Source organism: Pseudomonas sp. rhizo66, from assembly GCF_031931925.1.
In the GTDB taxonomy this organism is placed as follows: domain Bacteria; phylum Pseudomonadota; class Gammaproteobacteria; order Pseudomonadales; family Pseudomonadaceae; genus Aquipseudomonas.
This window is the reverse complement of sequence record NZ_JAUJWZ010000035.1, coordinates 1-22070: the sequence shown is the minus strand read 5'-3', so window position 1 is coordinate 22070 and position 22070 is coordinate 1. Positions and strand designations below refer to the sequence as shown.

At 60.0% G+C, this 22070-nt stretch carries 22 protein-coding genes and 1 pseudogene; 12 read left to right on the top strand and 11 right to left on the bottom strand.

The genetic code is table 11. The features are described 5' to 3' along the window. The first annotated feature begins 354 nt into the window (after positions 1-354). The 9 genes from hutI (at position 355) to QZR14_RS27360 (ending at position 11618) form a co-directional block, all read left to right on the top strand. Positions 355-1560 (top strand): imidazolonepropionase, encoded by a 1206-nt coding sequence (gene hutI / locus QZR14_RS27400; RefSeq protein ID WP_250602812.1) that lies wholly within the window; start codon positions 355-357, stop codon positions 1558-1560. Positions 1561-1570: 10 nt separating this feature from the next. Further along, positions 1571-2374 carry an N-formylglutamate deformylase gene (gene hutG / locus QZR14_RS27395; protein WP_250602813.1) on the top strand — a complete coding sequence of 268 codons (804 nt, stop codon included), beginning with the start codon at positions 1571-1573 and terminating at the stop codon, positions 2372-2374. A 195-nt stretch (positions 2375-2569) separates the two neighbouring features. After that, positions 2570-3541, top strand: a complete 972-nt coding sequence (pip, locus tag QZR14_RS27390; protein WP_150603995.1) for a prolyl aminopeptidase — start codon at positions 2570-2572, stop codon at positions 3539-3541. Further along, on the top strand, positions 3538-3975 hold the full coding sequence (gene dtd, locus QZR14_RS27385) for a D-aminoacyl-tRNA deacylase (RefSeq protein WP_250602814.1): 438 nt from the start codon (positions 3538-3540) through the stop codon (positions 3973-3975). Before pip ends, dtd begins: the two co-directional genes overlap by 4 nt. 305 nt (positions 3976-4280) lie before the next feature. Further along, a complete protein-coding gene (locus QZR14_RS27380; protein WP_311998242.1) occupies positions 4281-6065 on the top strand; it encodes a glucan biosynthesis protein G in 1785 nt (594 codons plus the stop codon). Beyond that, the gene (mdoH, locus tag QZR14_RS27375) at positions 6058-8628 is read left to right on the top strand and encodes a glucans biosynthesis glucosyltransferase MdoH (protein ID WP_250602816.1); all 2571 of its coding nucleotides are present in this window, start codon (positions 6058-6060) and stop codon (positions 8626-8628) included. Before QZR14_RS27380 ends, mdoH begins: the two co-directional genes overlap by 8 nt. A 375-nt stretch (positions 8629-9003) precedes the next feature. After that, on the top strand, positions 9004-9801 hold the full coding sequence (locus tag QZR14_RS27370) for a transporter substrate-binding domain-containing protein (RefSeq protein ID WP_250602817.1): 798 nt from the start codon (positions 9004-9006) through the stop codon (positions 9799-9801). Between the two features lie 130 nt (positions 9802-9931). After that, positions 9932-10891: an amino acid ABC transporter permease gene (locus QZR14_RS27365; RefSeq protein WP_311998241.1), complete on the top strand. Its 960-nt coding sequence runs from the start codon at positions 9932-9934 to the stop codon at positions 10889-10891. Further along, positions 10884-11618: an amino acid ABC transporter ATP-binding protein gene (locus QZR14_RS27360; RefSeq protein WP_250602819.1), complete on the top strand. Its 735-nt coding sequence runs from the start codon at positions 10884-10886 to the stop codon at positions 11616-11618. Before QZR14_RS27365 ends, QZR14_RS27360 begins: the two co-directional genes overlap by 8 nt. A gap of 155 nt (positions 11619-11773) precedes the next feature. Here QZR14_RS27360 and QZR14_RS28200 read toward each other — a convergent pair whose 3' ends face one another. The 11 genes and pseudogenes from QZR14_RS28200 to ubiE all read right to left on the bottom strand — a co-directional run bounded on the left by QZR14_RS28200 (position 11774) and on the right by ubiE (position 20018). After that, positions 11774-12487: a methyl-accepting chemotaxis protein gene (locus QZR14_RS28200; protein WP_407047289.1), complete on the bottom strand. Its 714-nt coding sequence runs from the start codon at positions 12485-12487 to the stop codon at positions 11774-11776. A 141-nt stretch (positions 12488-12628) separates the two neighbouring features. After that, positions 12629-13573 (bottom strand): annotated as a pseudogene (locus QZR14_RS28195) (methyl-accepting chemotaxis protein); the annotation flags it as partial. A 338-nt stretch (positions 13574-13911) separates the two neighbouring features. Continuing rightward, positions 13912-14619, bottom strand: coding sequence for a 16S rRNA (uracil(1498)-N(3))-methyltransferase (locus QZR14_RS27350; RefSeq protein WP_250602821.1), 708 nt, complete (start codon positions 14617-14619; stop codon positions 13912-13914). Further along, positions 14616-15407 carry a twin-arginine translocase subunit TatC gene (gene tatC / locus QZR14_RS27345; RefSeq protein ID WP_250602822.1) on the bottom strand — a complete coding sequence of 264 codons (792 nt, stop codon included), beginning with the start codon at positions 15405-15407 and terminating at the stop codon, positions 14616-14618. The genes QZR14_RS27350 and tatC overlap by 4 nt, the downstream gene beginning before the upstream one ends. Beyond that, entirely contained in the window at positions 15404-15859 is a 456-nt protein-coding gene (gene tatB, locus QZR14_RS27340) for a Sec-independent protein translocase protein TatB (protein WP_311998240.1), read from the bottom strand. The genes tatC and tatB overlap by 4 nt, the downstream gene beginning before the upstream one ends. A gap of 10 nt (positions 15860-15869) precedes the next feature. After that, a complete protein-coding gene (locus QZR14_RS27335) occupies positions 15870-16151 on the bottom strand; it encodes a twin-arginine translocase TatA/TatE family subunit (protein ID WP_003220847.1) in 282 nt (93 codons plus the stop codon). A gap of 25 nt (positions 16152-16176) precedes the next feature. Then, on the bottom strand, positions 16177-16509 hold the full coding sequence (locus tag QZR14_RS27330; protein ID WP_003220849.1) for a phosphoribosyl-ATP diphosphatase: 333 nt from the start codon (positions 16507-16509) through the stop codon (positions 16177-16179). Then, positions 16502-16903, bottom strand: a complete 402-nt coding sequence (gene hisI / locus QZR14_RS27325; RefSeq protein WP_007899278.1) for a phosphoribosyl-AMP cyclohydrolase — start codon at positions 16901-16903, stop codon at positions 16502-16504. Before hisI ends, QZR14_RS27330 begins: the two co-directional genes overlap by 8 nt. A 120-nt stretch (positions 16904-17023) precedes the next feature. Then, positions 17024-18628: a ubiquinone biosynthesis regulatory protein kinase UbiB gene (ubiB, locus tag QZR14_RS27320; protein WP_311998239.1), complete on the bottom strand. Its 1605-nt coding sequence runs from the start codon at positions 18626-18628 to the stop codon at positions 17024-17026. Further along, complete coding sequence (locus tag QZR14_RS27315; protein ID WP_250602826.1) at positions 18625-19248, bottom strand: ubiquinone biosynthesis accessory factor UbiJ; 624 nt, start codon at positions 19246-19248, stop codon at positions 18625-18627. The genes ubiB and QZR14_RS27315 overlap by 4 nt, the downstream gene beginning before the upstream one ends. Then, positions 19248-20018, bottom strand: a complete 771-nt coding sequence (gene ubiE, locus QZR14_RS27310) for a bifunctional demethylmenaquinone methyltransferase/2-methoxy-6-polyprenyl-1,4-benzoquinol methylase UbiE (protein WP_311998238.1) — start codon at positions 20016-20018, stop codon at positions 19248-19250. Before ubiE ends, QZR14_RS27315 begins: the two co-directional genes overlap by 1 nt. 154 nt (positions 20019-20172) lie before the next feature. Between ubiE and QZR14_RS27305 the strand changes: the two genes are divergently transcribed. From QZR14_RS27305 to QZR14_RS27295, 3 genes are all read left to right on the top strand, one after another. Further along, positions 20173-20448 (top strand): polyhydroxyalkanoic acid system family protein, encoded by a 276-nt coding sequence (locus QZR14_RS27305; protein ID WP_025110282.1) that lies wholly within the window; start codon positions 20173-20175, stop codon positions 20446-20448. 205 nt (positions 20449-20653) lie between these two features. Further along, on the top strand, positions 20654-21076 hold the full coding sequence (locus QZR14_RS27300) for a phasin family protein (RefSeq protein ID WP_250602827.1): 423 nt from the start codon (positions 20654-20656) through the stop codon (positions 21074-21076). Between the two features lie 10 nt (positions 21077-21086). Then, the gene (locus tag QZR14_RS27295) at positions 21087-21998 is read left to right on the top strand and encodes a phasin family protein (protein ID WP_311998237.1); all 912 of its coding nucleotides are present in this window, start codon (positions 21087-21089) and stop codon (positions 21996-21998) included. The last annotated feature ends 72 nt before the right edge of the window (positions 21999-22070 follow it).

Genomic DNA, 22070 nt, shown 5'->3' with positions numbered 1-22070 from the left:
GCTCGAGATTTTCAGGTCGCTGTACCTCGACATAACAACCCGGTCAGTCCTTCTTCTCCGGGAGTGAGAGGGGGAAAAGAGCAGATCCTCGTGGTTTTCAGAGCCTGAGTTTGGCTCAAGATTTTCAGGTCGATGTACCTCGACAGAACAACGGTCAGTCCTTTTTCGTCCCTGTGAGAGAGAGGGAAAAGGAAGTCGATCTCGGTGAGCTTCAAGGCCTGAGTTCGGCTCAAGACTTTCAGGTCGGCGTACCTCGACAGAACAACCCGGTCAGTCCCCTCTCCCTCCGGGAGAGGGCTAGGGTGAGGGGCTTTTCAAGGCTACCCACCAAACCAACCCCAACGGAGGCCAACAGTGAAAACCCTCTGGCAACACTGCCACGTCGCAACCATGGCGCAGGGCGTCTACTCGATCATCGAGGATGCGGCCATCGTGACGTCCGGTGCGCTCATCGAGTGGATCGGCCCGCGCAATCAATTGCCGTCCGGCGAATACCCGGCGGTCAATGACCTGCAAGGCGCGTGGGTCACCCCCGGCCTGATCGACTGCCACACCCACACGGTGTTCGGTGGCAACCGCAGTGGCGAATTCGAAAAACGTCTGCAAGGTGTCAGCTACGCGGAAATCGCCGCGTCCGGTGGCGGCATCGCCAGCACTGTGCGTGCGACGCGCGAAGCCACTGAAGATGAACTGTTCGCCAGCGCCGCCAAACGCCTGAAGAGCCTGATGCGCGACGGCGTGACCACGGTGGAAATGAAATCCGGTTACGGCCTCGACCTGGCCAACGAACGCAAGATCCTGCGGGTCATCCGTCGCTTGGAAAAGGAGCTGCCAATCAGCGTGCGCAGCACCTGCCTCGCCGCTCATGCATTGCCGCCGGAGTACAAGGATCGCGCCGACGACTACATTGATCTGATCTGCACTGAAATGCTCCCCGCGCTGGCTGCCGAAGGGTTGGTCGACGCCGTGGACGCTTTCTGCGAATACCTGGCGTTCTCGCCAGAGCAGGTCGAGCGTGTGTTCATCGCCGCGCAAAAACTCGGCCTGCCAGTGAAGCTGCATGCCGAACAGCTGTCATCGCTGCACGGCTCCAGCCTCGCCGCGCGATACAAGGCGTTGTCTGCCGATCACCTGGAGTTCATGGACGAGGCCGACGCCATTGCCATGGCCGCATCCGACACCGTCGCGGTGCTGTTGCCGGGCGCGTTCTACTTCCTGCGTGAAACCCAGCTGCCGCCGATGGACGCCTTGCGCAAGCACAAGGTGAAAATCGCCATCGCCAGTGACCTCAACCCCGGCACCTCGCCGGCGCTGTCGTTGCGCCTGATGCTGAACATGGCCTGCACTTGCTTGCGCATGACCCCGGAAGAAGCCCTGGCCGGCGCGACCATTCACGCCGCACAAGCGCTGGGCATGGCCGACACCCACGGTTCGCTGGAAGTCGGCAAGGTCGCCGATTTCGTCGCCTGGTACATCGATCGCCCGGCGGATCTGGCCTATTGGCTCGGTGGTGATCTGGATAAACGCGTCGTGCGTCACGGCGTCGAATCAAATCTATAGGAGGGCGGTTGTGGATAAGGTTCTGAGTTTCAAACAAGGTCGTGTGCCGTTGCTGATCAGCATGCCGCATGCCGGCGTGCGCCTGACCCCAGCGGTGGAAGCCGGGTTGATCGCCGATGCGAAAAGCCTGCCGGACACTGACTGGCATATCCCCCGGCTTTACGATTTTGCTGAAGAACTGGGCGCCAGTACATTGGCTGCCGAGTACTCGCGTTTTGTCATTGATCTTAATCGGCCGTCCGACGACAAACCGTTGTACGCCGGTGCAACCACCGGGCTGTATCCGGCGACGCTGTTCGATGGCATCCCGTTGTTCCGCGAAGGGCACGAGCCGTCGAAAGAAGAGCGCGCAACTTACCTGGAACAGATCTGGACGCCTTACCACCGCACGCTTCAGGAAGAACTGGCGCGATTGAAAGCCGAATTCGGCTACGCGCTGCTGTTCGACGCGCACTCGATCCGCTCGATCATCCCGCACCTGTTCGACGGCAAACTACCGGACTTCAACCTCGGCACCTTCAATGGCGCCAGTTGTGATCCGCAATTGGCCACGCAACTTGAAGCGATCTGCGCGCGTCACGGCCAATACAGCCACGTGCTCAACGGACGCTTCAAGGGCGGCCACATCACCCGTCATTACGGCAACCCGGCCGAAAACATCCACGCCGTGCAACTGGAGCTTGGCCAGTGCACCTACATGGAAGAGTTTGAACCGTTCCGCTATCGCGACGACCTGGCCGAGCCGACGCGGGTGGTGCTCAAAGAGTTGCTGCAAGGCTATCTGGCCTGGGGCGAAAAACACTACGGCGGCTGATCCACCCCTGTAGGAGCTGCCGAAGGCTGCGATCTTTTGATCTTTCTTTTGATTCTGAAAAGCAAAGTCAAAAGATCGCAGCCTTCGGCAGCTCCTACAGAGCATGCTCATTGACGTAAATCGGGTTTATGATGCCCAACGGCAGAATAATAGAAGTCCCCCCAGGGATGACCTCGACCCCTTACGGAGCGCGCAATGCAGACTTTGTTTCCGCAGATCAAACCTCACGCCCGGCACGATCTGGCTGTCGATGACACCCATACGCTGTACGTCGACGAGAGCGGTTCACCGGAGGGTTTGCCGGTTGTGTTCATCCACGGCGGCCCCGGCGCCGGTTGCGACGCGCAGAGCCGTCGCTATTTCGATCCGAACCTGTATCGCATTGTCACCTTCGACCAGCGCGGCTGCGGCCGTTCCACGCCGCACGCCAGCCTGGAAAACAACACCACTTGGGATCTGGTCGCCGATCTTGAGCGCATCCGCAAACACCTGGGCATCGATAAATGGGTGCTGTTCGGCGGCTCGTGGGGCTCGACCCTGGCGCTGGCTTACGCGCAAACCCACCCTGAGCGTGTGCACGGTCTGATCCTGCGCGGGATTTTTCTTTGCCGCCCGCAGGAGATCGAGTGGTTCTATCAGGCCGGTGCCAGCCGTCTGTTCCCCGATTACTGGCAAGACTACATTGCGCCGATCCCGCTGGACGAGCGCGACGACCTGCTCGGCGCTTTCCACAAGCGCCTGACCGGCAACGACCAGATCGCCCAGATGCACGCGGCCAAAGCCTGGTCGACCTGGGAAGGGCGCACCGCGACCCTGCGGCCGAACCCGTTGGTGGTTGATCGCTTCTCCGAGCCACAGCGCGCGCTGTCGATTGCCCGGATCGAGTGCCATTACTTCACCAACAATGCCTTCCTTGAGCCGAACCAACTGATCCGCGATATGGGCAAGATTGCCCACCTGCCCGGCGTGATCATTCATGGTCGTTACGACGTGATCTGCCCGCTCGACAACGCCTGGGAGTTGCATCAAGCCTGGCCGAACAGCGAACTGCAGGTGATTCGCGATGCCGGTCATGCTGCGTCCGAACCGGGCATCACCGATGCGCTGGTACGTGCGGCGGGCAACATGGCCCGGCGCTTGCTCGACCTGCCGCCTGAAGAAGCATGAAAGGGCTGTTACAGCGCGTACGCGGTGCGCGGGTTGAAGTCGCCGGCGAAGTGGTCGGCGCGGTAGATCACGGTTTGCTGGTGCTGGTGGCGGTCGAACCCGACGACACGCGTACCAGCGCCGACAAACTTCTGCATAAACTGCTTAACTATCGGGTGTTCAGTGACGCGGAGGGCAAGATGAACTTGTCCCTCGCCGATGTCGGCGGTGGGTTGCTGCTGGTCTCGCAGTTCACCCTCGCGGCCGACACCAAAAGCGGGTTGCGTCCGAGCTTTTCGACGGCGGCGCCTCCGGCCTTGGGCGAGGAATTGTTCGACTATCTATTGAACAGTGCGAAACAGGTGCATGGCACTGTGGCATCAGGTAGATTCGGCGCCGATATGCAGGTGCATTTGGTCAACGATGGCCCGGTTACCTTTTTGTTACAGACCTGAAAGCGCTTGAAACACCTTTTTGGGAAATTTCGACCGTTTTTAGGGTGTTTTCGCGATAAATACTTTGTTACCCCTGATGCGTTGTCATGCGGGCTACTAGATAATCGCGCGCACTGGGATCAGCGTTCGCTGATTCATTTTTGACTTAGGTAGAGACTTGTCTGGATCCGATTGGGGAATCATTTTGCCCCAACGGAGTCGGAACAATGCTCGCCAACCTGGCATATAGATAGCTGGCCGTTGGTTTTTTGATCTGTTTTCGGCGAGGGTTGCTCGTGATTGTTAGTCCCTGTAATGCAGCAAAAATGTCTGCCAAACGCATGCGAAGTGCCCTGGTAGCGGGTTCGGCGCTCCTGTGCCTGCTCAGCGCCGGTCAGCTTTGGGCGTTCAATCTTGACGATGTATCGGCCAAGGCCAAAGAGCTGGCCGGGCAGAAGTTCGAAGCCCCGCGCAGCAACCTGCCGAACGAATTCCGCGACATGAAGTTCGCGGACTATCAGAAAATCCGCTTCCTCACCGAAAAGGCTGAGTGGGCTGATCAGAAGACCCCGTTCAAACTGTCCTTCTATCACCAAGGTATGCACTTCGATACACCGGTGAAAATCAACGAAATCACAGCGAACACCGTCGAAGAGATCAAATACGATCCGACGCGCTTCGATTTTGGCGACCTGAAATTCGATCCGAAAGCCACCGAGCAACTGGGTTATGCCGGTTTCCGTGTGCTGTACCCGATCAACAAGGCCGACAAGCAAGACGAAATCATGACCATGCTCGGCGCGAGTTACTTCCGCGTTGTCGGCAAGGGCCACACCTACGGCCTCTCGGCTCGTGGTCTGGCGATTGATACCGCGCTGCCGTCGGGCGAAGAGTTCCCGCGTTTCCGCGAGTTCTGGATTCAACAGCCGAAGCCGGGCGACAAGCACCTGGTGATCTTCGCTTTGCTGGATTCGCCGCGCGCTACCGGTGCCTACCGTCTGATTCTGCGTCCGGGCAGCGACACCATTGTCGACGTCAAGGCGCAGATGTTCCTGCGTGACAAGGTCGGCAAACTGGGTATCGCACCGCTGACCAGCATGTTCCTGTTCGGCGCCAACCAGCCGTCGAAAGTCCTCAACTATCGTCGTGAGCTGCACGACTCCAGCGGTCTGTCGATCCATGCCGGCAACGGCGAGTGGATCTGGCGTCCACTGAACAACCCTAAACACCTGGCTGTGAGCAACTTCAGCGTCGAAAACCTGCGTGGTTTCGGTCTGCTGCAACGTGGCCGTGACTTCAGCCACTACGAAGACCTCGACGACCGCTACGACAAGCGCCCAAGCGCCTGGATCGAGCCGAAGGGCGACTGGGGCAAAGGCACCGTTGATCTGGTCGAGATTCCGACCGCCGACGAAACCAACGACAACATCGTTGCGTTCTGGAGCCCGGAAACCATGCCGGAGCCGGGCAAGCCGCTGGAATTCGCCTACCGCATGCACTGGACCATGGACGAAGCGGCGATTCACGCGCCGGACAGCGCCTGGGTTTCCCAGACCCTGCGTTCGACCGGTGACGTCAAGCAATCGAACCTGATTCGTCAGCCGGACGGCAGCGTTGCCTACCTGGTCGACTTCGAAGGCCCATCGCTGGCCGCGCTGGCCCCGGATGCCGACGTGCGCAGCCAGGTCAGTGTTGGCGACAACGCCGAACTGGTCGAGAACAGCGTGCGCTACAACCCGGAAACCAAGGGCTGGCGCTTGACCCTGCGCATGAAGATCAAGGACCCGAGCAAATCGACCGAGATGCGTGCTGCACTGGTGCAGCCAGTCGTGACCGCTGATCTGGCCAAGTCTTCGGTGCCGGCGTCCAACTCGTCCGTCGCCAAGGCCGACAAGGTTGCCGCCAAGCAACAAGAGAAAATCGACAAGGAAGCCAAGGCCGCCGAGGCCAAACAGGCTGACGCCAAGCCAGCCGCAGATGCCAAGGACAAGGCCAACAAAGACGCCAAGCAGCCAGCCGCTGCGGACGCGGCCCCAGCCACACCGGAATCGGCACCGACTGAAGAAGTCCTGACCGAGACCTGGAGCTATCAGTTGCCTGCCGATGAGTAACTCTCAAGTACAGCCAGAGACTCTGTCCGAGTATCTGGCGCATCTGCCGATGACCGACGAGCAGCGCGCGGAACTCGCGGGCTGCCAGTCGTTCAGCGAGCTGCATGAACGCCTGTCGTCTTCAACGTTCGACGCTCCTGCCGAGGCCGCCCAGGCTTCGGTAGGCAAGCGCCTGATCCTCAGCACTGCCGAAGAACTTGAAGACGCGGAGATGCTGGTGCTTGACGCCAGCGGTCGTGTCAGCATGAAGGCGACGCCGCCGATCCGTCGGACCAAAGTCGTGCCGGAGCCATGGCGCACCAATATTCTGGTGCGTGGCTGGCGCCGTCTGACCGGTCGCACCAACCCGCCGCAGCCGCCGAAGGACGAAAATGTCCTGCCGGCCGCGCGCTGGCGCACCGTCGGTTCGATCCGTCGCTACATTCTGTTGCTGCTGATGCTGGGTCAGACCATCGTCGCCGGCTGGTACATGAAAGGCATCATGCCGTACCAGGGCTGGTCGTTCGTCGATCTCGAAGAAGTCCTGCATCAGCCGCTGCTGCAAACCGCCACGCAGGTACTGCCGTATGCGCTGCAAACCAGCATCCTGATTCTGTTCGGGATTCTGTTCTGCTGGGTCTCGGCCGGTTTCTGGACCGCACTGATGGGCTTCCTCGAGTTGCTCACCGGTCACGATAAATACCGTATCTCCGGCAAAAGCGCCGGCAACGAGCCGATTGCCAAAGACGCCCGTACCGCGCTGGTCATGCCGATCTGCAACGAAGACGTACCGCGCGTGTTCGCCGGTCTGCGGGCGACATTCGAGTCGGTTGCTGCCACCGGTGATCTGGATCGCTTCGACTTCTTTGTCCTTAGCGACAGTAACGACACCGACATCTGCGTCGCCGAGCAACAGGCCTGGCTGGACGTCTGCCGCGAGGCCAAAGGCTTCGGCAAGATCTTCTATCGCCGTCGCCGCCGTCGTGTGAAACGCAAGAGCGGCAACCTCGACGACTTCTGCCGTCGTTGGGGCGGTGACTACAAGTACATGGTCGTGCTCGACGCTGACTCGGTGATGAGCGGCGAGTGCCTGACCAGTCTGGTGCGCTTGATGGAAGCCACGCCGGACGCCGGGATCATCCAGACCGCGCCACGTGCGTCGGGCATGGACACGCTGTATGCGCGCATGCAGCAGTTCGCCACTCGCGTGTACGGCCCGCTGTTTACCGCCGGTCTGCACTTCTGGCAGTTGGGTGAATCCCACTACTGGGGTCACAACGCGATCATCCGCATGAAGCCGTTTATCGACCACTGCGCCCTGGCGCCGTTGCCGGGCAAAGGTGCGTTCTCCGGTGCGATCCTGTCTCACGACTTCGTTGAAGCCGCGCTGATGCGCCGTGCCGGTTGGGGTGTTTGGATTGCCTACGACCTGCCGGGCAGCTACGAAGAACTGCCGCCAAACCTGCTCGACGAACTCAAGCGTGACCGTCGCTGGTGCCACGGCAACCTGATGAACTTCCGTCTGTTCCTGGTCAAAGGCATGCACCCGGTACACCGCGCGGTGTTCCTGACGGGCGTAATGTCGTACCTGTCGGCGCCGTTGTGGTTCTTCTTCCTGGTGTTGTCGACCGCGCTGCTGGCGGTGAACACGCTGATGGAGCCGCAGTACTTCCTCGAACCGCGTCAGCTCTATCCGTTGTGGCCACAATGGCACCCGGACAAGGCGATCGCGCTGTTCTCGACCACGATCGTGCTGCTGTTCCTGCCGAAACTGTTGAGCATCATCCTGATCTGGGCCAAGGGCGCGAAAGAGTTCGGCGGCAAGTTCAAGGTGACCCTGTCGATGCTGCTGGAGATGTTGTTCTCCATGCTGCTGGCGCCGGTGCGGATGATTTTCCACACCCGTTTCGTCCTCGCCGCGTTCCTCGGCTGGGCCGCAACCTGGAACTCGCCGCAGCGTGACGACGACTCCACGCCATGGAGCGAAGCGGTCAAACGTCATGGCCCGCAAACCCTGCTGGGTTTCTGCTGGGCGCTGCTGGTGATCTGGCTGAACCCGAGCTTCCTCTGGTGGCTGGTGCCGATCGTCGGTTCGCTGATGCTGTCGATCCCGGTGTCGGTGATCTCCAGCCGTGTCGGTCTGGGCCTGAAGTCCCGTGACGAGAGCCTGTTCCTCATCCCTGAGGAATACAATCCGCCGCAGGCGCTGCTGGCGACCGATCAGTACACCCACGAAAACCGTTACCACGCCCTGAACGACGGCTTCGTCCGCGCCGTGGTCGATCCACAGCAGAACGCTCTGGCGTGCTCGCTGGCGACTTCGCGTCACGGTCAGGCCGAGCCGATTGAATGGCTGCGTCAGGAACGTGTGCGTCACGCGATCAAGGTTGGCCCGGCCGGGCTGAACAACCATGATCGTCTGCAACTGCTGAGCGACCCTGTGGCGCTGGCACGTCTGCATGAGCAGGTCTGGGCAGAAGGTCACGCCGAGTGGCTGGATGCATGGCGGGCGTCGGTGAAAGCCGATCCGCATGCGCCGCTGCTGCCGTTGCGACCGGTGAGTTTGCAGGCTCAGCCGGCCTGATAAAGAAACCCCGCGATGTTGCGGGGTTTTTTTTGCCTGCTGAAAAGCCCCTCACCCTAACCCTCTCCCAGAGGGAGAGGGGACCGACCGCGTTGAATATTCGAGTTACACCGACCTGATCCTGCTTTGCCGAATCCATAATCGACTCGATCTTTCAGGTCGGCGTATAGCTTGAGACACCTCGGTCGGCCCCCTCTCCCTCCGGGAGAGGGCTGGGGTGAGGGTCAGCTCTTGATTGTTAAACAAATCGCCCATTAAACCTTGTGCAAAAAAACGAGTGCGTTAGCATCCGTCCCCGAATTGGCGCACCCGGGCTTTTTTGCCCGTCACTGTTGGTTTTCGCGCCGCAAATGCAATGGTTTTGGGGACTTGAAGATGAAGAAGTATCTGTCGATGCTGCTGGTCGGCGTCACGGCACTGGTTGCAGTCAATGCGGCGCAGGCTGGCGCAATCGATGACGCGGTCAAGCGCGGCACGTTGAAAGTCGGTATGGATCCGACCTACATGCCGTTCGAAATGACCAACAAGCGCGGCGAAATCATCGGCTTCGAAGTCGACCTCCTCAAAGCCATGACCAAGGCCATGGGCGTCAAGCTGGAACTGGTCTCTACCGGTTACGACGGCATCATCCCGGCGCTGATGACCGACAAGTTCGACATGATCGGCAGCGGCATGACCCTGACTCAGGAACGCAACCTGCGCCTGAACTTCAGCGAACCGTTCATCGTTGTCGGCCAGACTCTGCTGATCCGCAAAGAGCTGGAAGGCACCATCAAGTCGTATAAAGACCTGAACACCGCCGACTACCGCATCACTTCCAAGCTCGGCACCACCGGCGAGATGGTTGCCAAGAAGCTGATCTCCAAAGCCAAGTACCACGGCTACGACAACGAGCAGGAAGCCGTGCTCGATGTGGTCAACGGCAAGGCTGACGCGTTCATCTACGACGCACCGTACAACGTTGTCGCGGTAAACAAGGTTGGCGCCGGCAAACTGGTGTTCCTCGACAAGCCGTTCACCTACGAGCCACTGGCCTTCGGTCTGAAGAAGGGTGATTACGACAGCCTCAACTTCATCAACAACTTCCTGCACCAGATACACGAAGACGGCACCTACGATCGCATCCATGACAAGTGGTTCAAGAGCACCGAGTGGCTCAAGGACATGGAATAACGCCGGTCTGCCAGACCGCGTCGCCCCTTTCGCGAGCAGGCTCGCTCCCACATTGGAATGCATTTCAAATGTGGGAGCGAGCCTGCTCGCGAAGAGGGCCTTGTAAGCAACACCAATTCCGGAACCTGCAATGAAACAGAAAAAAGCCCAATGGCCCTGGCACGTCCTCACCGTGCTGGTGCTGGTCGGCCTGGCCGGCGCGTTGTATTACGCGACGTCGCTGATGTCCTACGAATGGCGCTGGAATCGCGTGCCGCAGTACTTCGCCTATCAGGCTGAAGAAACCCAGCGCGCTACGGATATTTCCACCGTCACCGAACTGGTGCGCAAGGGCAGCAGCGCGCAAGTCACTCTGCGCAATGACGCCGATGACGAACAGCACCTCACTGTCGACGCTAACAGCCTGCAGTTCGCTCAGGGCGATGATGTGGCTGAAGGCGATGTCGTGGGTGTAACCCGGCATTGGGCGGCTGGACCGCTGTTGTGGGGCCTGTGGACGACGCTTTGGCTGTCGGTGGTGTCTGGCGTGCTCGGTCTGTTGATCGGTCTGGTTACCGGCCTGTGCCGTCTGTCGAACAACCCGACCCTGCGTGACCTCTCGACGATCTACGTCGAACTGGTGCGTGGCACGCCGCTGCTGGTGCAGATCTTCATTTTCTACTTCTTCATCGGCACGGTGATGAACCTGTCCCGCGAGTTCGCCGGGATCGCCGCGCTGTCGCTGTTCACTGGCGCTTACGTGGCCGAGATCATCCGCTCCGGCGTGCAGTCGATTGCCCGTGGCCAGAACGAAGCGGCGCGCTCGCTCGGCTTGAGCGCTGGCCAGTCGATGCGCCACGTGGTGCTGCCGCAAGCGTTCAAACGCGTGCTGCCGCCGCTGGCCGGGCAGTTCATCAGTCTGGTCAAGGACACCTCGCTGGTGTCGGTGATCGCCATCACCGAGCTGCTCAAAAGCGGCCGTGAAGTCATCACCACTTCGTTCTCGCCGTTCGAAATCCTGTTCTGCGTCGCCGGCCTGTACCTGTTGATCAACCTGCCGCTGTCGAAAATCGCCAGTCGGCTTGAGCGGAGGCTCGCACAAAGTGATTGAAGTCCGCGATCTGGTAAAAGTCTTCGACACCCGTGGGCAAGTCGTGCGCGCGGTGGATAACGTCAGCACCAAAGTCGCCAAGGGTGAAGTGCTGGTGGTGATCGGCCCGTCGGGTTCCGGCAAGTCGACCTTCCTGCGTTGCCTCAATGGCCTGGAAGAGTTCGATTCCGGCTCGGTGAGCATCGACGGCCTGCAACTGGCCGACCCGAAAACCGACGTCAACGCCTACCGCCGCGAAGTCGGCATGGTGTTCCAGCATTTCAACCTGTTCCCGCACATGACCGTGCTGGAAAACCTCTGTCTGGCGCAGAAAGTCGTGCGCAAGCGCGGCAAGAAAGAGCGCGAAGCCAAGGCGATGGAGTTGCTGCAAAAGGTCGGGATTGCGCAGAAGGCCAACGAGTTTCCGTCACGCTTGTCCGGCGGTCAGCAACAGCGCGTAGCGATCGCCCGGGCGCTGGCGATGGAGCCGAAGGTGATGTTGTTCGATGAGCCGACCTCGGCGCTCGACCCGGAAATGGTCGGCGAGGTGCTCGACGTGATGAAGAACCTGGCCGTGGAAGGCATGACCATGGTTTGCGTCACCCACGAGATGGGCTTTGCCCGGGAAGTGGCGGATCGGGTGTTGTTCTTCGATCACGGCAAATTGCTGGAGGATGCCGCGCCGGCGGAGTTTTTTGATGCGCCGAAGGATCCGCGTGCGCAGGCCTTCTTGCGTCAGGTTCTGTAACTGCGGCGTTCTCTCGGCCGCCATCGCTGGCAAGCCAGCTCCCACAGGGTTTGTAGTCGATCACAAAGTCTGTGTTCAACCCATTCACTGTGGGAGCTGGCTTGCCAGCGATAGCATCACCCCGGTTCAGAGCGAACCGAGGTGGATGAATCACCTCAAACCTTGAATCGACCGACCAGCATCTGCAAGTGAGTGCCCAAGCGCGCTAGCTCAACGCTGGAAGCCGCGGTCTCTTCACTCGCCGCCGACGTCTGATCCGACACATCCCGCACATTCAGCACGCTACGGTTGATCTCTTCCGCCACCGCGCTCTGCTGCTCGGCTGCCGCCGCGATCTGCTGGTTCATTGCCTGAATCGCCGACACAGTGCGGGTGATGCTTTCCAGCGAACCACCCGCGCGACGGGTCAGCTCAACGCTGCTGTCGGTCAGGGTGCGGCTGTTGTCCATGATCGTCGCCACTTGCTGGGTGCCATTCTGCAGGCCGACGATCAGCTCTTCGATTTCTTCGGTGGATTTCTGCGTGCGCTGGGCGAGGCTGCGCACTTCATCGGCGACCACGGCAAAGCCACGTCCGGCCTCACCGGCACGCGCCGCTTCGATGGCGGCGTTGAGGGCCAGCAAGTTGGTTTGCTGGGCCACGGATTTGATCACGTCGAGGACGCTGCCGATCTTGTCGCTTTCACGCTTCAGTTCGCCCATGGCTTCGGTGGAGTGGCCGACTTCAGCGGCCAGGCGCTCGATCTGCGCGATCGCTTCGCCGACGACTTTGTCGCCTTCACGGGCCTGTTGATCGGCGGCGACGGCGGCTTCGGAAGCTTCTTCAGCGTTGCGCGCGACTTCCTGCACGGTGGCGGCCATTTCGTTCATGGCGGTGGCGACCTGGTCGGTCTCGATTTTCTGATTGTTGACCCCGGCGCTGGTCTGCTCGGTCACCGCCGACAGTTCTTCGGCAGCGCTGGCGATCTGCGTGACGCCATCGCTGATCCCGCCCACCAGTTCACGCAGGCCTTGGGTCATGCTCTGCATCGAGCGTTGCAGTTGGCCGAGTTCGTCACGACGCAGGGACACCAGGTTGTGGGTCAGGTCGCCAGCGGCCACGCGCTCGGCGACTTTCAGGGTCTGGTTCAGCGGGATGATGATCTGGCGAGTGATTGCCCACGCGGCCAGCAAGCCGAAGGCTACGGCCAGTGCGGTGGCGATCAGCAGCAGGTTTTTGGCACGTGCGGCGTCTGTGTCCCGAACCACAGTCTGCGATTCAGTCAGTTTCTTGCTGACGGCGATCAAAATGTCGCCCTGAGCAGACATTTTGACCAGTGCTGCAGCGTTTTTTACTTGAGAATCACGGAATTGAGCCACGGCTGCACGGTAAGCCTTGAGCGAGTCGGTGGCTTGCTGCAGGTTGGCGATATGCTGATCTGGGACGCGGGACGGCAGGCTTTCGAGGTTTTTCAGAGCATTGTCGATCGCGGTCAGGGCTGGTTGCTCGGCGTCGGCCTTGCCGCTGTAGGTGTAGCCGCGCACTTGATAACGCGCTTGCTGCAGCAGTTTGCTCAGTTCGATCACTGCGTTGTATTGCGCAACGCTGTCGCCTTGCAGCAGTGCATTTTCGACTTCGCTGACCTTGGCCACGGCATTGTCCGCGTTTGCCCCCAGCTTGCTGCGCGCATCTTCACGTTGCACGGTGGCCTGGGTCATTTCCCCAAACGCGCGCTTGTACTCGGCTACGGCCGCCAGTTGCTGGTCGACCATCGCCGCATCGGTGGGCTGTTCGATCATGCCGCGCGCCGACTGCAGGCCGCTGTCGAGTGTGCTCAGCAATTCATTGACCGCGCCCGGTCCCTGCTCGCCGCGACGCATGTCGTAATCCATGCGCGCCAGGCGCAGGTCCTTGGTCAGCTCGTTGAGGCTGGAGATAAAGCCGAGTTTGTCACCGCGGCTGATAATGCCGCTCATGCCGGTCCAGCCGGTGAAGGTGATCAACAGTGTCAGCAACAGCACCAGGCCGAAACCGATGCCCAGCTTGCGTTTGACGCTGACGTTTCCAAGACTCTCGGCTAACCAACGGTACATGCGACCACTCCCTTCGGACCACTAATTGGACTTATGGAGAAGGTATCGGCCGAGTGATGGCAATCTGTAACGCCATTTATCCGGGACGCCGCCATCCTGTAGGAGCTGTCGAGTGAAACGAGGCTGCGATCTTTTGATCTTGTTTTTTTGAAGCAAAATCAAAAGATCGTCCGATCGCGGCCCGAGCCTTCGGCAGCTCCTGCACGGGAGCGGAGTTGAACTTAGAAGAGACGGGCGAGGAGGGCGGTGACGGCGGTTTCGACGCGCAGGATGCGTTCGCCGAGTTGCACCGGTTGCAGGCCGGACTTGGCCAGCAAATCGATTTCGTAAGGAATCCAGCCACCTTCGGGACCGATGGCCAGCGTTACCGGTTCGCTCAAGGCGCGCGGGCACGGCGGATAGTTGCCGGGGTGGCCGACCAGGCCGAGGGTGCCATCGGTGATCGCTGGCAGTCGGTCTTCAACGAAAGGCTTGAAGCGCTTTTCGATGATGATTTGCGGCAGCACAGTATCGCGGGCCTGTTCGAGGCCGAGGATCAGGTTTTCGCGAATCGCGTCAGGTTCAAGAAACGGCGTCTGCCAGAAACTCTTCTCGACCCGGTAGCTGTTGACCAGAATCACCTTCGACACGCCCATGGTCGCCACGGTCTGAAACACCCGACGGAGCATCTTCGGGCGTGGCAGCGCGAGTACCAGCGTCAGCGGCAGCTTTACCGGTGGCGGCTGATCGAGGCTGACGCGCAGCTCAGCTTCACCCGCTTCGAGGCGCAGCAGTTCAGCCGTGCCCATCAGCCCATTGATCCGCCCCACGCGCAGGCTGTCACCGACTTCCGAGCGGTGGACTTCCTGCATGTGCGTCAGGCGTCGATCACGCAGCACGACGCGGTCGGCCGCGATGAAGTCGGCCTCTTCGAGCAACAGCAGGTTCATGCCTGGGTCGCTGGCGGCTGGTCGTTGTGGTCGTCGGCCGCGTTCTCGTCCGGGCGTTCGCGCTTGCTGATCAAGCCACCGAACAGAATGCCGATTTCAAACAGCATCCACATCGGTACGGCCAGCAAGGTCTGCGAGAAGATGTCCGGCGGGGTGAGGATCATGCCAACCACAAAGCAGCCGATGATCACGTATGGGCGGATCTTCTTCAGGTATTGGACGTCGACCACGCCGATCCATACCAGCAGCACCACGGCGACCGGGATCTCGAACGCCACGCCGAAGGCAAAGAACAGCGTCATGACGAAATCGAGGTAACTGGCGATATCGGTCATCATTTCCACGCCGGCCGGAGTGGCCGCAGCGAAGAACTTGAAGATCAGCGGGAACACGAAGTAATAGGCGAACGCCATGCCGGTGTAGAACAGCAGGATGCTGGACACCAGCAGTGGCACCGCGATGCGTTTCTCATGTTTGTACAGACCCGGTGCGATAAAGCCCCAGATCTGATGCAGGATCACCGGGATCGCGAGGAACAGCGAAACCATCATCGTCAGCTTCAGTGGCGTCAGGAATGGTGACGACACGTCGGTGGCGATCATCGTCGCGCCGACCGGCAGGTACTGGCGCAGCGGCGTCGAGACGAAGGTATAGATCTGCTGGGTGAACGCAAACAGCCCGGCGAAGATGATGAAGATCGCCGCCACACAACGCAGCAGGCGGGTGCGCAACTCGGTGAGGTGCGAAACCAGCGGCATGTGCTGGTCGTTTTCGGGGAGATCGCTCATGGGGCTCGCGGCGGCAATGTTGGATCGTGAGGCGCTGGTTGGATCGGCGCGGCGGTCGTAGCTACGTGTTCAACCGAAGTTTCTGCAGGCGCGGGCACTGGTTCTGCCGGCGCTACAGCGGCAGCAGGTGCAGGCGTCGTAGCAGGCGCGGTCGGCGCATGAATCGTCTGCTGACCCACATGCTCAACCGGCGTCGGCTCTTGCTGAACCGGATTGAAAATCTTCCGCGCCTCCTGCTCCAGCGACAGAATGTGCTCGTTGTGCAGTTGCCGACGAATCTCGTCGGCACCGATTTCACGTTCAACTTCCTGTTTGATCGCGTTGAAGCTGCGCTTCAGCCGTCCGACCCACAGGCCGGCGGTGCGTGCAGCGCCCGGCAGACGCTCGGGGCCCAGCACCAGCAGGGCAACGAGGCCGACGAGCAGCAGTTCAGAGAAGCTGATACCAAACATTAGTCAGTGCTCACACGTCTTTGCGGATCGGCTCTTCGACTTTCTGCGCCTGCACGTCGATGGTGTGCGGCGGGTTGGCCTGAGCGGTGGCTTGCGGCTGCACCGGTGGCACCGGCTGCGCAGGCGTCACGGTTGGATCGGCAGCCGGTTTTTCATCGTCGTTCATGGCTTTGCGGAAGCCCTTGATCGACTCGCCAACGTCGGTGCCGAGGTTTTTCAGTTTCTTGGTGCCGAACACCAGCACCACGACAACCAGAATGACGATCCAGTGTTTCCAGTCAAAAATGCCCATGTTGCTGTTCCTCTCTAAAAATTGTTCAGGCGGACGGACGCGAGGCTTTCTCGACGTGTCCGGACAGGCCGAAGCGACGGTCAAGTTCATCCAGAACGGCCTGCGGATGCTGCCCCAGTTGGGCGAGCATGACCATGCTGTGGAACCACAGGTCGGCGGTCTCGTAAATCACATCGCTGCAGTCGCCACTGATCGCGGCATCCTTGGCGGCAATAATGGTTTCGACCGACTCTTCGCCGACTTTCTCCAGAATCTTGTTCAGACCCTTGTGATACAGGCTGGCTACATAGGAGCTGTCGGCCGCTGCGCCTTTGCGCTCTTCAAGTACTTGGGCCAGACGAGTCAGGGTGTCACTCATGTGTGTGTCCTGCGGAATAGATTGCGTGCGGATCTTTGAGGACCGGATCGACCGTTTTCCAGTCGCCGTTTTCGAAGACACGATAAAAGCAGCTTTGACGGCCGGTATGGCAAGCGATGTCGCCGATCTGTTCAACCATCAGGATGATCACGTCGGCATCACAGTCCAGACGCATTTCATGCAAGGTCTGCACATGGCCGGACTCTTCGCCCTTGCGCCACAGCTTGCCACGGGAACGTGACCAGTAGATTGCACGGTTTTCCGCAGCGGTCAGTTCGAGCGCTTCGCGGTTCATCCAGGCCATCATCAGCACGCGTCCGGTCTTGTGATCCTGGGCAATCGCCGGCACCAGGCCATCAGCGTCCCACTTGATCTCATCCAGCCAGTTTTTCATCTTCAATTCCCGAAACGCAGCTACAAGCTTTGAGCTTCAAGCTGCAAGTAAAAGCAGATTGCGGTGTTCCAGTATCGTCAGGCTTGCAGCTCGCAGCTTATAACTTGCAGCTGATTCGTGCTATCGGCGAACGACCAGATACAAGCCGACTGCCACCATGATTCCGGCCGGCCAATGCCCCAATTCGTGCAATGGGCCACCGCTGGCGAGGATCGCCCCGCCGGCCAGATGCGTGCAACCGAGCAGGCGCAGGAACCAGTCATCTTTGCGTTTGTGCCACGGTGGCGGCGGGTCGTAGGCGTGCGGCTGGGACATGCGTTCGAGCAGATCGCGGGCCATGTTGGCCAAGTGCGGCAACTGTTCAAATTGGCTCTGCACGTTGCCCAGCAGGGCTTTCGGGCTGACGCGCTCGCGCATCCAGCGCTCCAGGAACGGCTGCGCGGTGTTCCATAGATCCAGATCCGGATACAACTGACGGCCGAGGCCTTCGATGTTAAGCAGGGTCTTTTGCAGCAGCACCAGTTGCGGCTGCACTTCCATGTTGAAGCGCCGCGCGGTCTGGAACAGGCGCATCAGCACCTGGCCAAATGAAATATCTTTTAACGGTTTTTCGAAGATCGGTTCACACACGGTGCGGATCGCCGCTTCGAATTCGTTGAGTTTGGTTTCCGCCGGCACCCAGCCCGAATCGATGTGCAGTTGCGCCACACGACGGTAATCACGCTTGAAGAACGCGAACAGGTTGCGTGCCAGATAATCCTGGTCTTCCGGGGTCAGGCTGCCGACGATGCCGCAGTCGATCGCAATGTATTGCGGGCTCCACGGATTGACGGTGCTGACGAAGATGTTGCCCGGGTGCATGTCGGCGTGGAAGAAGCTGTCGCGGAACACCTGGGTGAAGAAAATTTCCACACCACGCTCGGCGAGCATTTTCATGTCGGTGCGCTGATCGGCGAGGGTCGCCAGATCGGTGACCTGAATGCCGTAGATACGCTCCATCACCAGCACTTTCGGCCGGCACCAGTCCCAATAGACTTGCGGCACGTAGAGCAGCGGCGAACCTTCGAAGTTGCGCTTCAACTGGCTGGCGTTGGCCGCCTCGCGCAGCAGATCGAGTTCGTCGTAGATGGTTTTTTCGTAGTCCTGCACCACGTCGACCGGGTGCAGCAGACGCGCGTCGGCCGAGAGTTTTTCAGCGGCGCGGGCGAGGATGAACAGCCACGCCAGATCCTGCGCGATGATCGGCTTCAGGCCCGGGCGGATGACCTTGACCACCACTTCTTCGCCGGTTTTCAGCTGCGCGGCGTGCACCTGCGCCACCGAGGCGGAGGCCAGCGGCTCAACGTCGAAACGGCTGAACACATCGCTGATCTTCTTGCCCAGCTGTTCTTCGATCAGCTTGATCGACAGCTGCGAATCGAACGGCGGCACGCGATCCTGCAACAGCATCAGCTCATCGGCGATGTCTTCCGGCAGCAGGTCACGGCGGGTCGAGAGAATCTGCCCGAACTTGATGAAAATCGGCCCGAGATCCTGCAACGCCAAGCGCAAGCGTGCACCCCGGTTCAGCTCCAGCGGCTTGCGCGGGAACCAGCGCCACGGCAGCACGTAGCGCAGCGCCAGGAGAAACCAGGGCAGCGGCAGATCGAACAGCAGGTCATCGAGGCGGTAGCGGATCACGACGCGCTGGATGCGCAACAGACGGCGGACGGCAAGCAGCTTCATGCGTTATCGCTTGGGTCGAGGGATCGGGAAAGGCGCTCGAAACGCGCCTCGAGACGTTCCAGATCAAGTTTGATCCGGTCCAGTTCGCTGAACCGTGCTTCGGCTTCACGCTGCCCGACGAGGGTGCGCGATTCTTCGGCGAGGTATTCGGCGAGGTTCTGGTTGAGGCTGGCAAATCCTTGTTGATACCAGCGTGCGCGGCTGCGCAGATGGCCACCGACCAATTGCGTGGCGACAGGTCCCAGCCAGCGCGAGAGTTCGTACTCCCAGTCCAGCTCGAGATCTTGCAGGACACCGGCCAGCTCCAGCAGCACGCCGCTGTCGCCATCGAGCTCGACTTCCGGGGCGTGCAACACCGCGGTCTTGTCTTTGCTCACGGCCAGTTTGATCAGGCTTGCGGCCGGCGCACGCAGAGTGCAATCGACGCCGGTTTCCCAATGGGACGCCAGCATCAGACCTTCGTCGCTCGGCAGAATGAACAGTTGCAGCGCCGGGCTGCGGCAGTCGACGGCAATCACCTTGCCGGTCAGATGCGCCAGCCGCGGCAGCGCCGTGCTGTCGAGACGCAGCACCCGGTTGAGGCCGAGTTCAACGCTGGCGAGCAGCCCGGTGAGCAACATCAGGGCTTGATGCCGCGGTGCAGGGCGACGATGCCTGCGGTCATGTTGTGATAGGTCACGCGGTCAAAACCAGCGTCGACCATCATCGACTTCAGGGTTTCCTGATTCGGGTGCATGCGGATCGACTCGGCCAGGTAGCGATAGCTTTCCGAGTCATTGGTGATCAGCTTGCCCATCAGCGGCATGAAGGCGAACGAATAGGCGTCGTAGGCTTTCGACATCAGCGCGTTGGTCGGTTTGGAGAATTCCAGCACCAGCAGACGACCGCCGGGCTTGAGCACGCGCAGCATCGAGCGCAGGGCGTCTTCTTTATGCGTCACGTTGCGCAGGCCGAAGGCGATGGTTACGCAGTCGAAGTGGTTGTCCGGGAACGGCAGTTTTTCCGCGTCCGCCTGGACGAACTCGACGTTGCCCGACACACCCAGATCGAGCAGGCGGTCACGCCCGACCTTGAGCATCGATTCGTTGATGTCGGCCAGCACCACCTGGCCGGCCGGGCCAACCAGATGCGAGAACTTTTTGGTCAGGTCACCGGTACCGCCGGCGATGTCCAGCACGCGGTTACCGCTGCGCACACCGGACAGTTCGATCGCGAAACGCTTCCACAGACGGTGCATGCCGCCCGACAGAAGGTCGTTCATCAGGTCGTACTTGGCGGCTACGGAGTGGAAAACTTCAGCGACTTTTTCCGCTTTCTGGCTTTCCGGAACGTTTTTGAAGCCGAAGTGAGTGGTGGGTTCGGCATCGCTGCCTTTGCGCTGATCAGTCATATCGCTGTCACCAAAAGAGAATGCGCGACATTCTAATCCCCAAGCCATGCTTTGTCTTGGAATGGCTAAAGGTAAGATGGGCAACCTTCGGGACGATTTGCCGCAGCAGCGGTCAAGATTTACCGAGACCTATTCATAAAGCAGGAGTCATTCAATGGCCAAAATCAGTGTTGAGCGTGCCCACAACCTGGGTAAGGAAGCCGCCCGCGAAAAGGCCGACAAGCTGGCGCAGAAACTCTCCGATCAATACGGCCTGGAGCCGCAGTGGTCCGGCGACACGCTGAACCTCAAGCGCTCGGGTGTGAAAGGCGCGGTGCATGTGGCGGACGATTCGATCAAGGTCGATGTGGAGCTGGGCATCATGATGTCGGCCATGAGCGGCATGATCAAAGCCGAAATCGAAAAAGCCCTCGACAAAGCCCTGGTTTGAACATCAAAAGATCGCAGCCTTCGGCAGCTCCTACAGACGTACACATTCCCCTGTAGGAGCTGCCGAAGGCTGCGATCTTTTCATTCAGGCACCACCGATTCATGTCAGTTGTTAGGGTGCCGTTTCTAATTTTTCTGCCTACTTTGTGCCAGAGCCCGACACTTTCCCGGGCAGTTCCTCAAACCTTCTGCGCGTGAGGTGCACCATGGCCAAAGTTATTTTGAAGAAAAAAATCGACGCATCGACTTCTGCTCTGGGCGACGTCAAATCCTATGCCCGCAAGATCTGGCTGGCAGGCCTGGGTGCCTACGCCAAGGTCGGCCAAGAGGGCAGCGACTACTTTCAAGAGTTGATCAAGGCTGGTCAAACTGTTGAAAAGAAAGGCAAAAAAGTCGTCACCGAAAAACTCGAAGCGGCCAACGCCGAGATCGATGAAGCCAAGGGCGAAGTCAGCTCGTTCAAAGGTCGTGTCGAAGTTCAGCTCGACAAGGTCGAGAAGGCATTCGACTCCCGCGTAGCAAGCGCCTTGAATCGTATCGGCATTCCGTCTAAACATGACGTTGAGACACTCTCTGCTAAGCTCGATGAGCTGACGGCATTGCTCGAACGCGTCGCGCGTAAATCTTAAGGAGAACGGGATGGCTGGTAAAAAGAACACCGATAAAGAAGGCAGCTCGTGGATCGGGAAAGTCGAAGACTACTCCCGCAAAATCTGGCTGGCTGGTTTAGGCGTGTACTCGAAGATCGACACTGACGGCAGCAAACTCTTCGAGGCACTGGTCAAAGATGGCGAGAAAGCCGAGAAGCTCACCAAGTCTGCAGTCGGCAAGAAAGTCGATGCGGCCAAGGACTCCGCTTCTTCGGCCAAGTCGCGTATCAGCGGCGTGAAAGATCGCGCACTGGGCAAGTGGGACGAGCTGGAAGGGGCTTTCGACAAGCGCCTGAACAGCGCGATTTCGCGCTTGGGTGTACCGAGCCGCAATGAGGTCAAAGCACTGCATAGCAAGGTGGAAACCTTGACCAAGCAGATCGAAAAACTCACCGGTCTGAAAACCCAACCGGTGGCGGCGAAAACCGCTGCGGCAAAACCGGTAGCGAAAACGGCTGCGGCCAAGTCTGCTGCCAAGCCTCTGGCCAAAGCGGCGGCTAAACCTGCTGCAAAAGCTGCGGCCAAACCAGCAGCGAAAACCGCTGCCGCCAAGCCAGCAGCCAAAGCCGCCGCCAAACCGGTTGCCGCTAAAGCCGCTGCGAAACCGGCAGCAAAACCTGCGGCCAAAGCTGCAGCTAAACCAGCCGCCAAAACTGCAGCCAAAACCGCTGCCGCCAAACCGGCTGCCAAGCCTGCAGCCAAACCCGCTGCGGCGAAAAAACCGGCAGTGAAAAAACCGGCCGCGCCGAAAGCCGCTGCGCCGAAACCGGCCGCACCTGCTGCAGCCAAACCGGCCACCCCGGCAGCTCCGGTGAGTGCGTCCAACTCCGCCGCAGCACCGACTCCGGCGACCACCCCGACTGCTGCATCGACCCCGTCGACGCCAACCAGTCAGTCCTGATTCTTCAGGGCAAAACAAAACGCCCGGCCTGTGAAGGTCGGGCGTTTTTGTTTGTGCCGTTTTTAAAGCTTG

Excerpts from the sequence above, each read along its gene's own strand:
- pip (WP_150603995.1), top strand. The coding sequence starts at position 2,570 with ATGCAGACTTTGTTTCCGCAGATCAAACCTCACGCCCGGCACGATCTG.
- dtd (WP_250602814.1), top strand. The coding sequence starts at position 3,538 with ATGAAAGGGCTGTTACAGCGCGTACGCGGTGCGCGGGTTGAAGTCGCC.
- QZR14_RS27380 (WP_311998242.1), top strand. The coding sequence starts at position 4,281 with ATGTCTGCCAAACGCATGCGAAGTGCCCTGGTAGCGGGTTCGGCGCTC.
- mdoH (WP_250602816.1), top strand. The coding sequence starts at position 6,058 with ATGAGTAACTCTCAAGTACAGCCAGAGACTCTGTCCGAGTATCTGGCG.
- QZR14_RS27370 (WP_250602817.1), top strand. The coding sequence starts at position 9,004 with ATGAAGAAGTATCTGTCGATGCTGCTGGTCGGCGTCACGGCACTGGTT.
- QZR14_RS27365 (WP_311998241.1), top strand. The coding sequence starts at position 9,932 with ATGAAACAGAAAAAAGCCCAATGGCCCTGGCACGTCCTCACCGTGCTG.
- QZR14_RS28200 (WP_407047289.1), bottom strand. The coding sequence starts at position 12,487 with ATGAACGAAATGGCCGCCACCGTGCAGGAAGTCGCGCGCAACGCTGAA.
- QZR14_RS27350 (WP_250602821.1), bottom strand. The coding sequence starts at position 14,619 with ATGAACCTGCTGTTGCTCGAAGAGGCCGACTTCATCGCGGCCGACCGC.
- tatC (WP_250602822.1), bottom strand. The coding sequence starts at position 15,407 with ATGAGCGATCTCCCCGAAAACGACCAGCACATGCCGCTGGTTTCGCAC.
- tatB (WP_311998240.1), bottom strand. The coding sequence starts at position 15,859 with ATGTTTGGTATCAGCTTCTCTGAACTGCTGCTCGTCGGCCTCGTTGCC.
- QZR14_RS27335 (WP_003220847.1), bottom strand. The coding sequence starts at position 16,151 with ATGGGCATTTTTGACTGGAAACACTGGATCGTCATTCTGGTTGTCGTG.
- QZR14_RS27330 (WP_003220849.1), bottom strand. The coding sequence starts at position 16,509 with ATGAGTGACACCCTGACTCGTCTGGCCCAAGTACTTGAAGAGCGCAAA.
- hisI (WP_007899278.1), bottom strand. The coding sequence starts at position 16,903 with ATGAAAAACTGGCTGGATGAGATCAAGTGGGACGCTGATGGCCTGGTG.
- ubiB (WP_311998239.1), bottom strand. The coding sequence starts at position 18,628 with ATGAAGCTGCTTGCCGTCCGCCGTCTGTTGCGCATCCAGCGCGTCGTG.
- QZR14_RS27315 (WP_250602826.1), bottom strand. The coding sequence starts at position 19,248 with ATGTTGCTCACCGGGCTGCTCGCCAGCGTTGAACTCGGCCTCAACCGG.
- ubiE (WP_311998238.1), bottom strand. The coding sequence starts at position 20,018 with ATGACTGATCAGCGCAAAGGCAGCGATGCCGAACCCACCACTCACTTC.
- QZR14_RS27305 (WP_025110282.1), top strand. The coding sequence starts at position 20,173 with ATGGCCAAAATCAGTGTTGAGCGTGCCCACAACCTGGGTAAGGAAGCC.
- QZR14_RS27300 (WP_250602827.1), top strand. The coding sequence starts at position 20,654 with ATGGCCAAAGTTATTTTGAAGAAAAAAATCGACGCATCGACTTCTGCT.
- QZR14_RS27295 (WP_311998237.1), top strand. The coding sequence starts at position 21,087 with ATGGCTGGTAAAAAGAACACCGATAAAGAAGGCAGCTCGTGGATCGGG.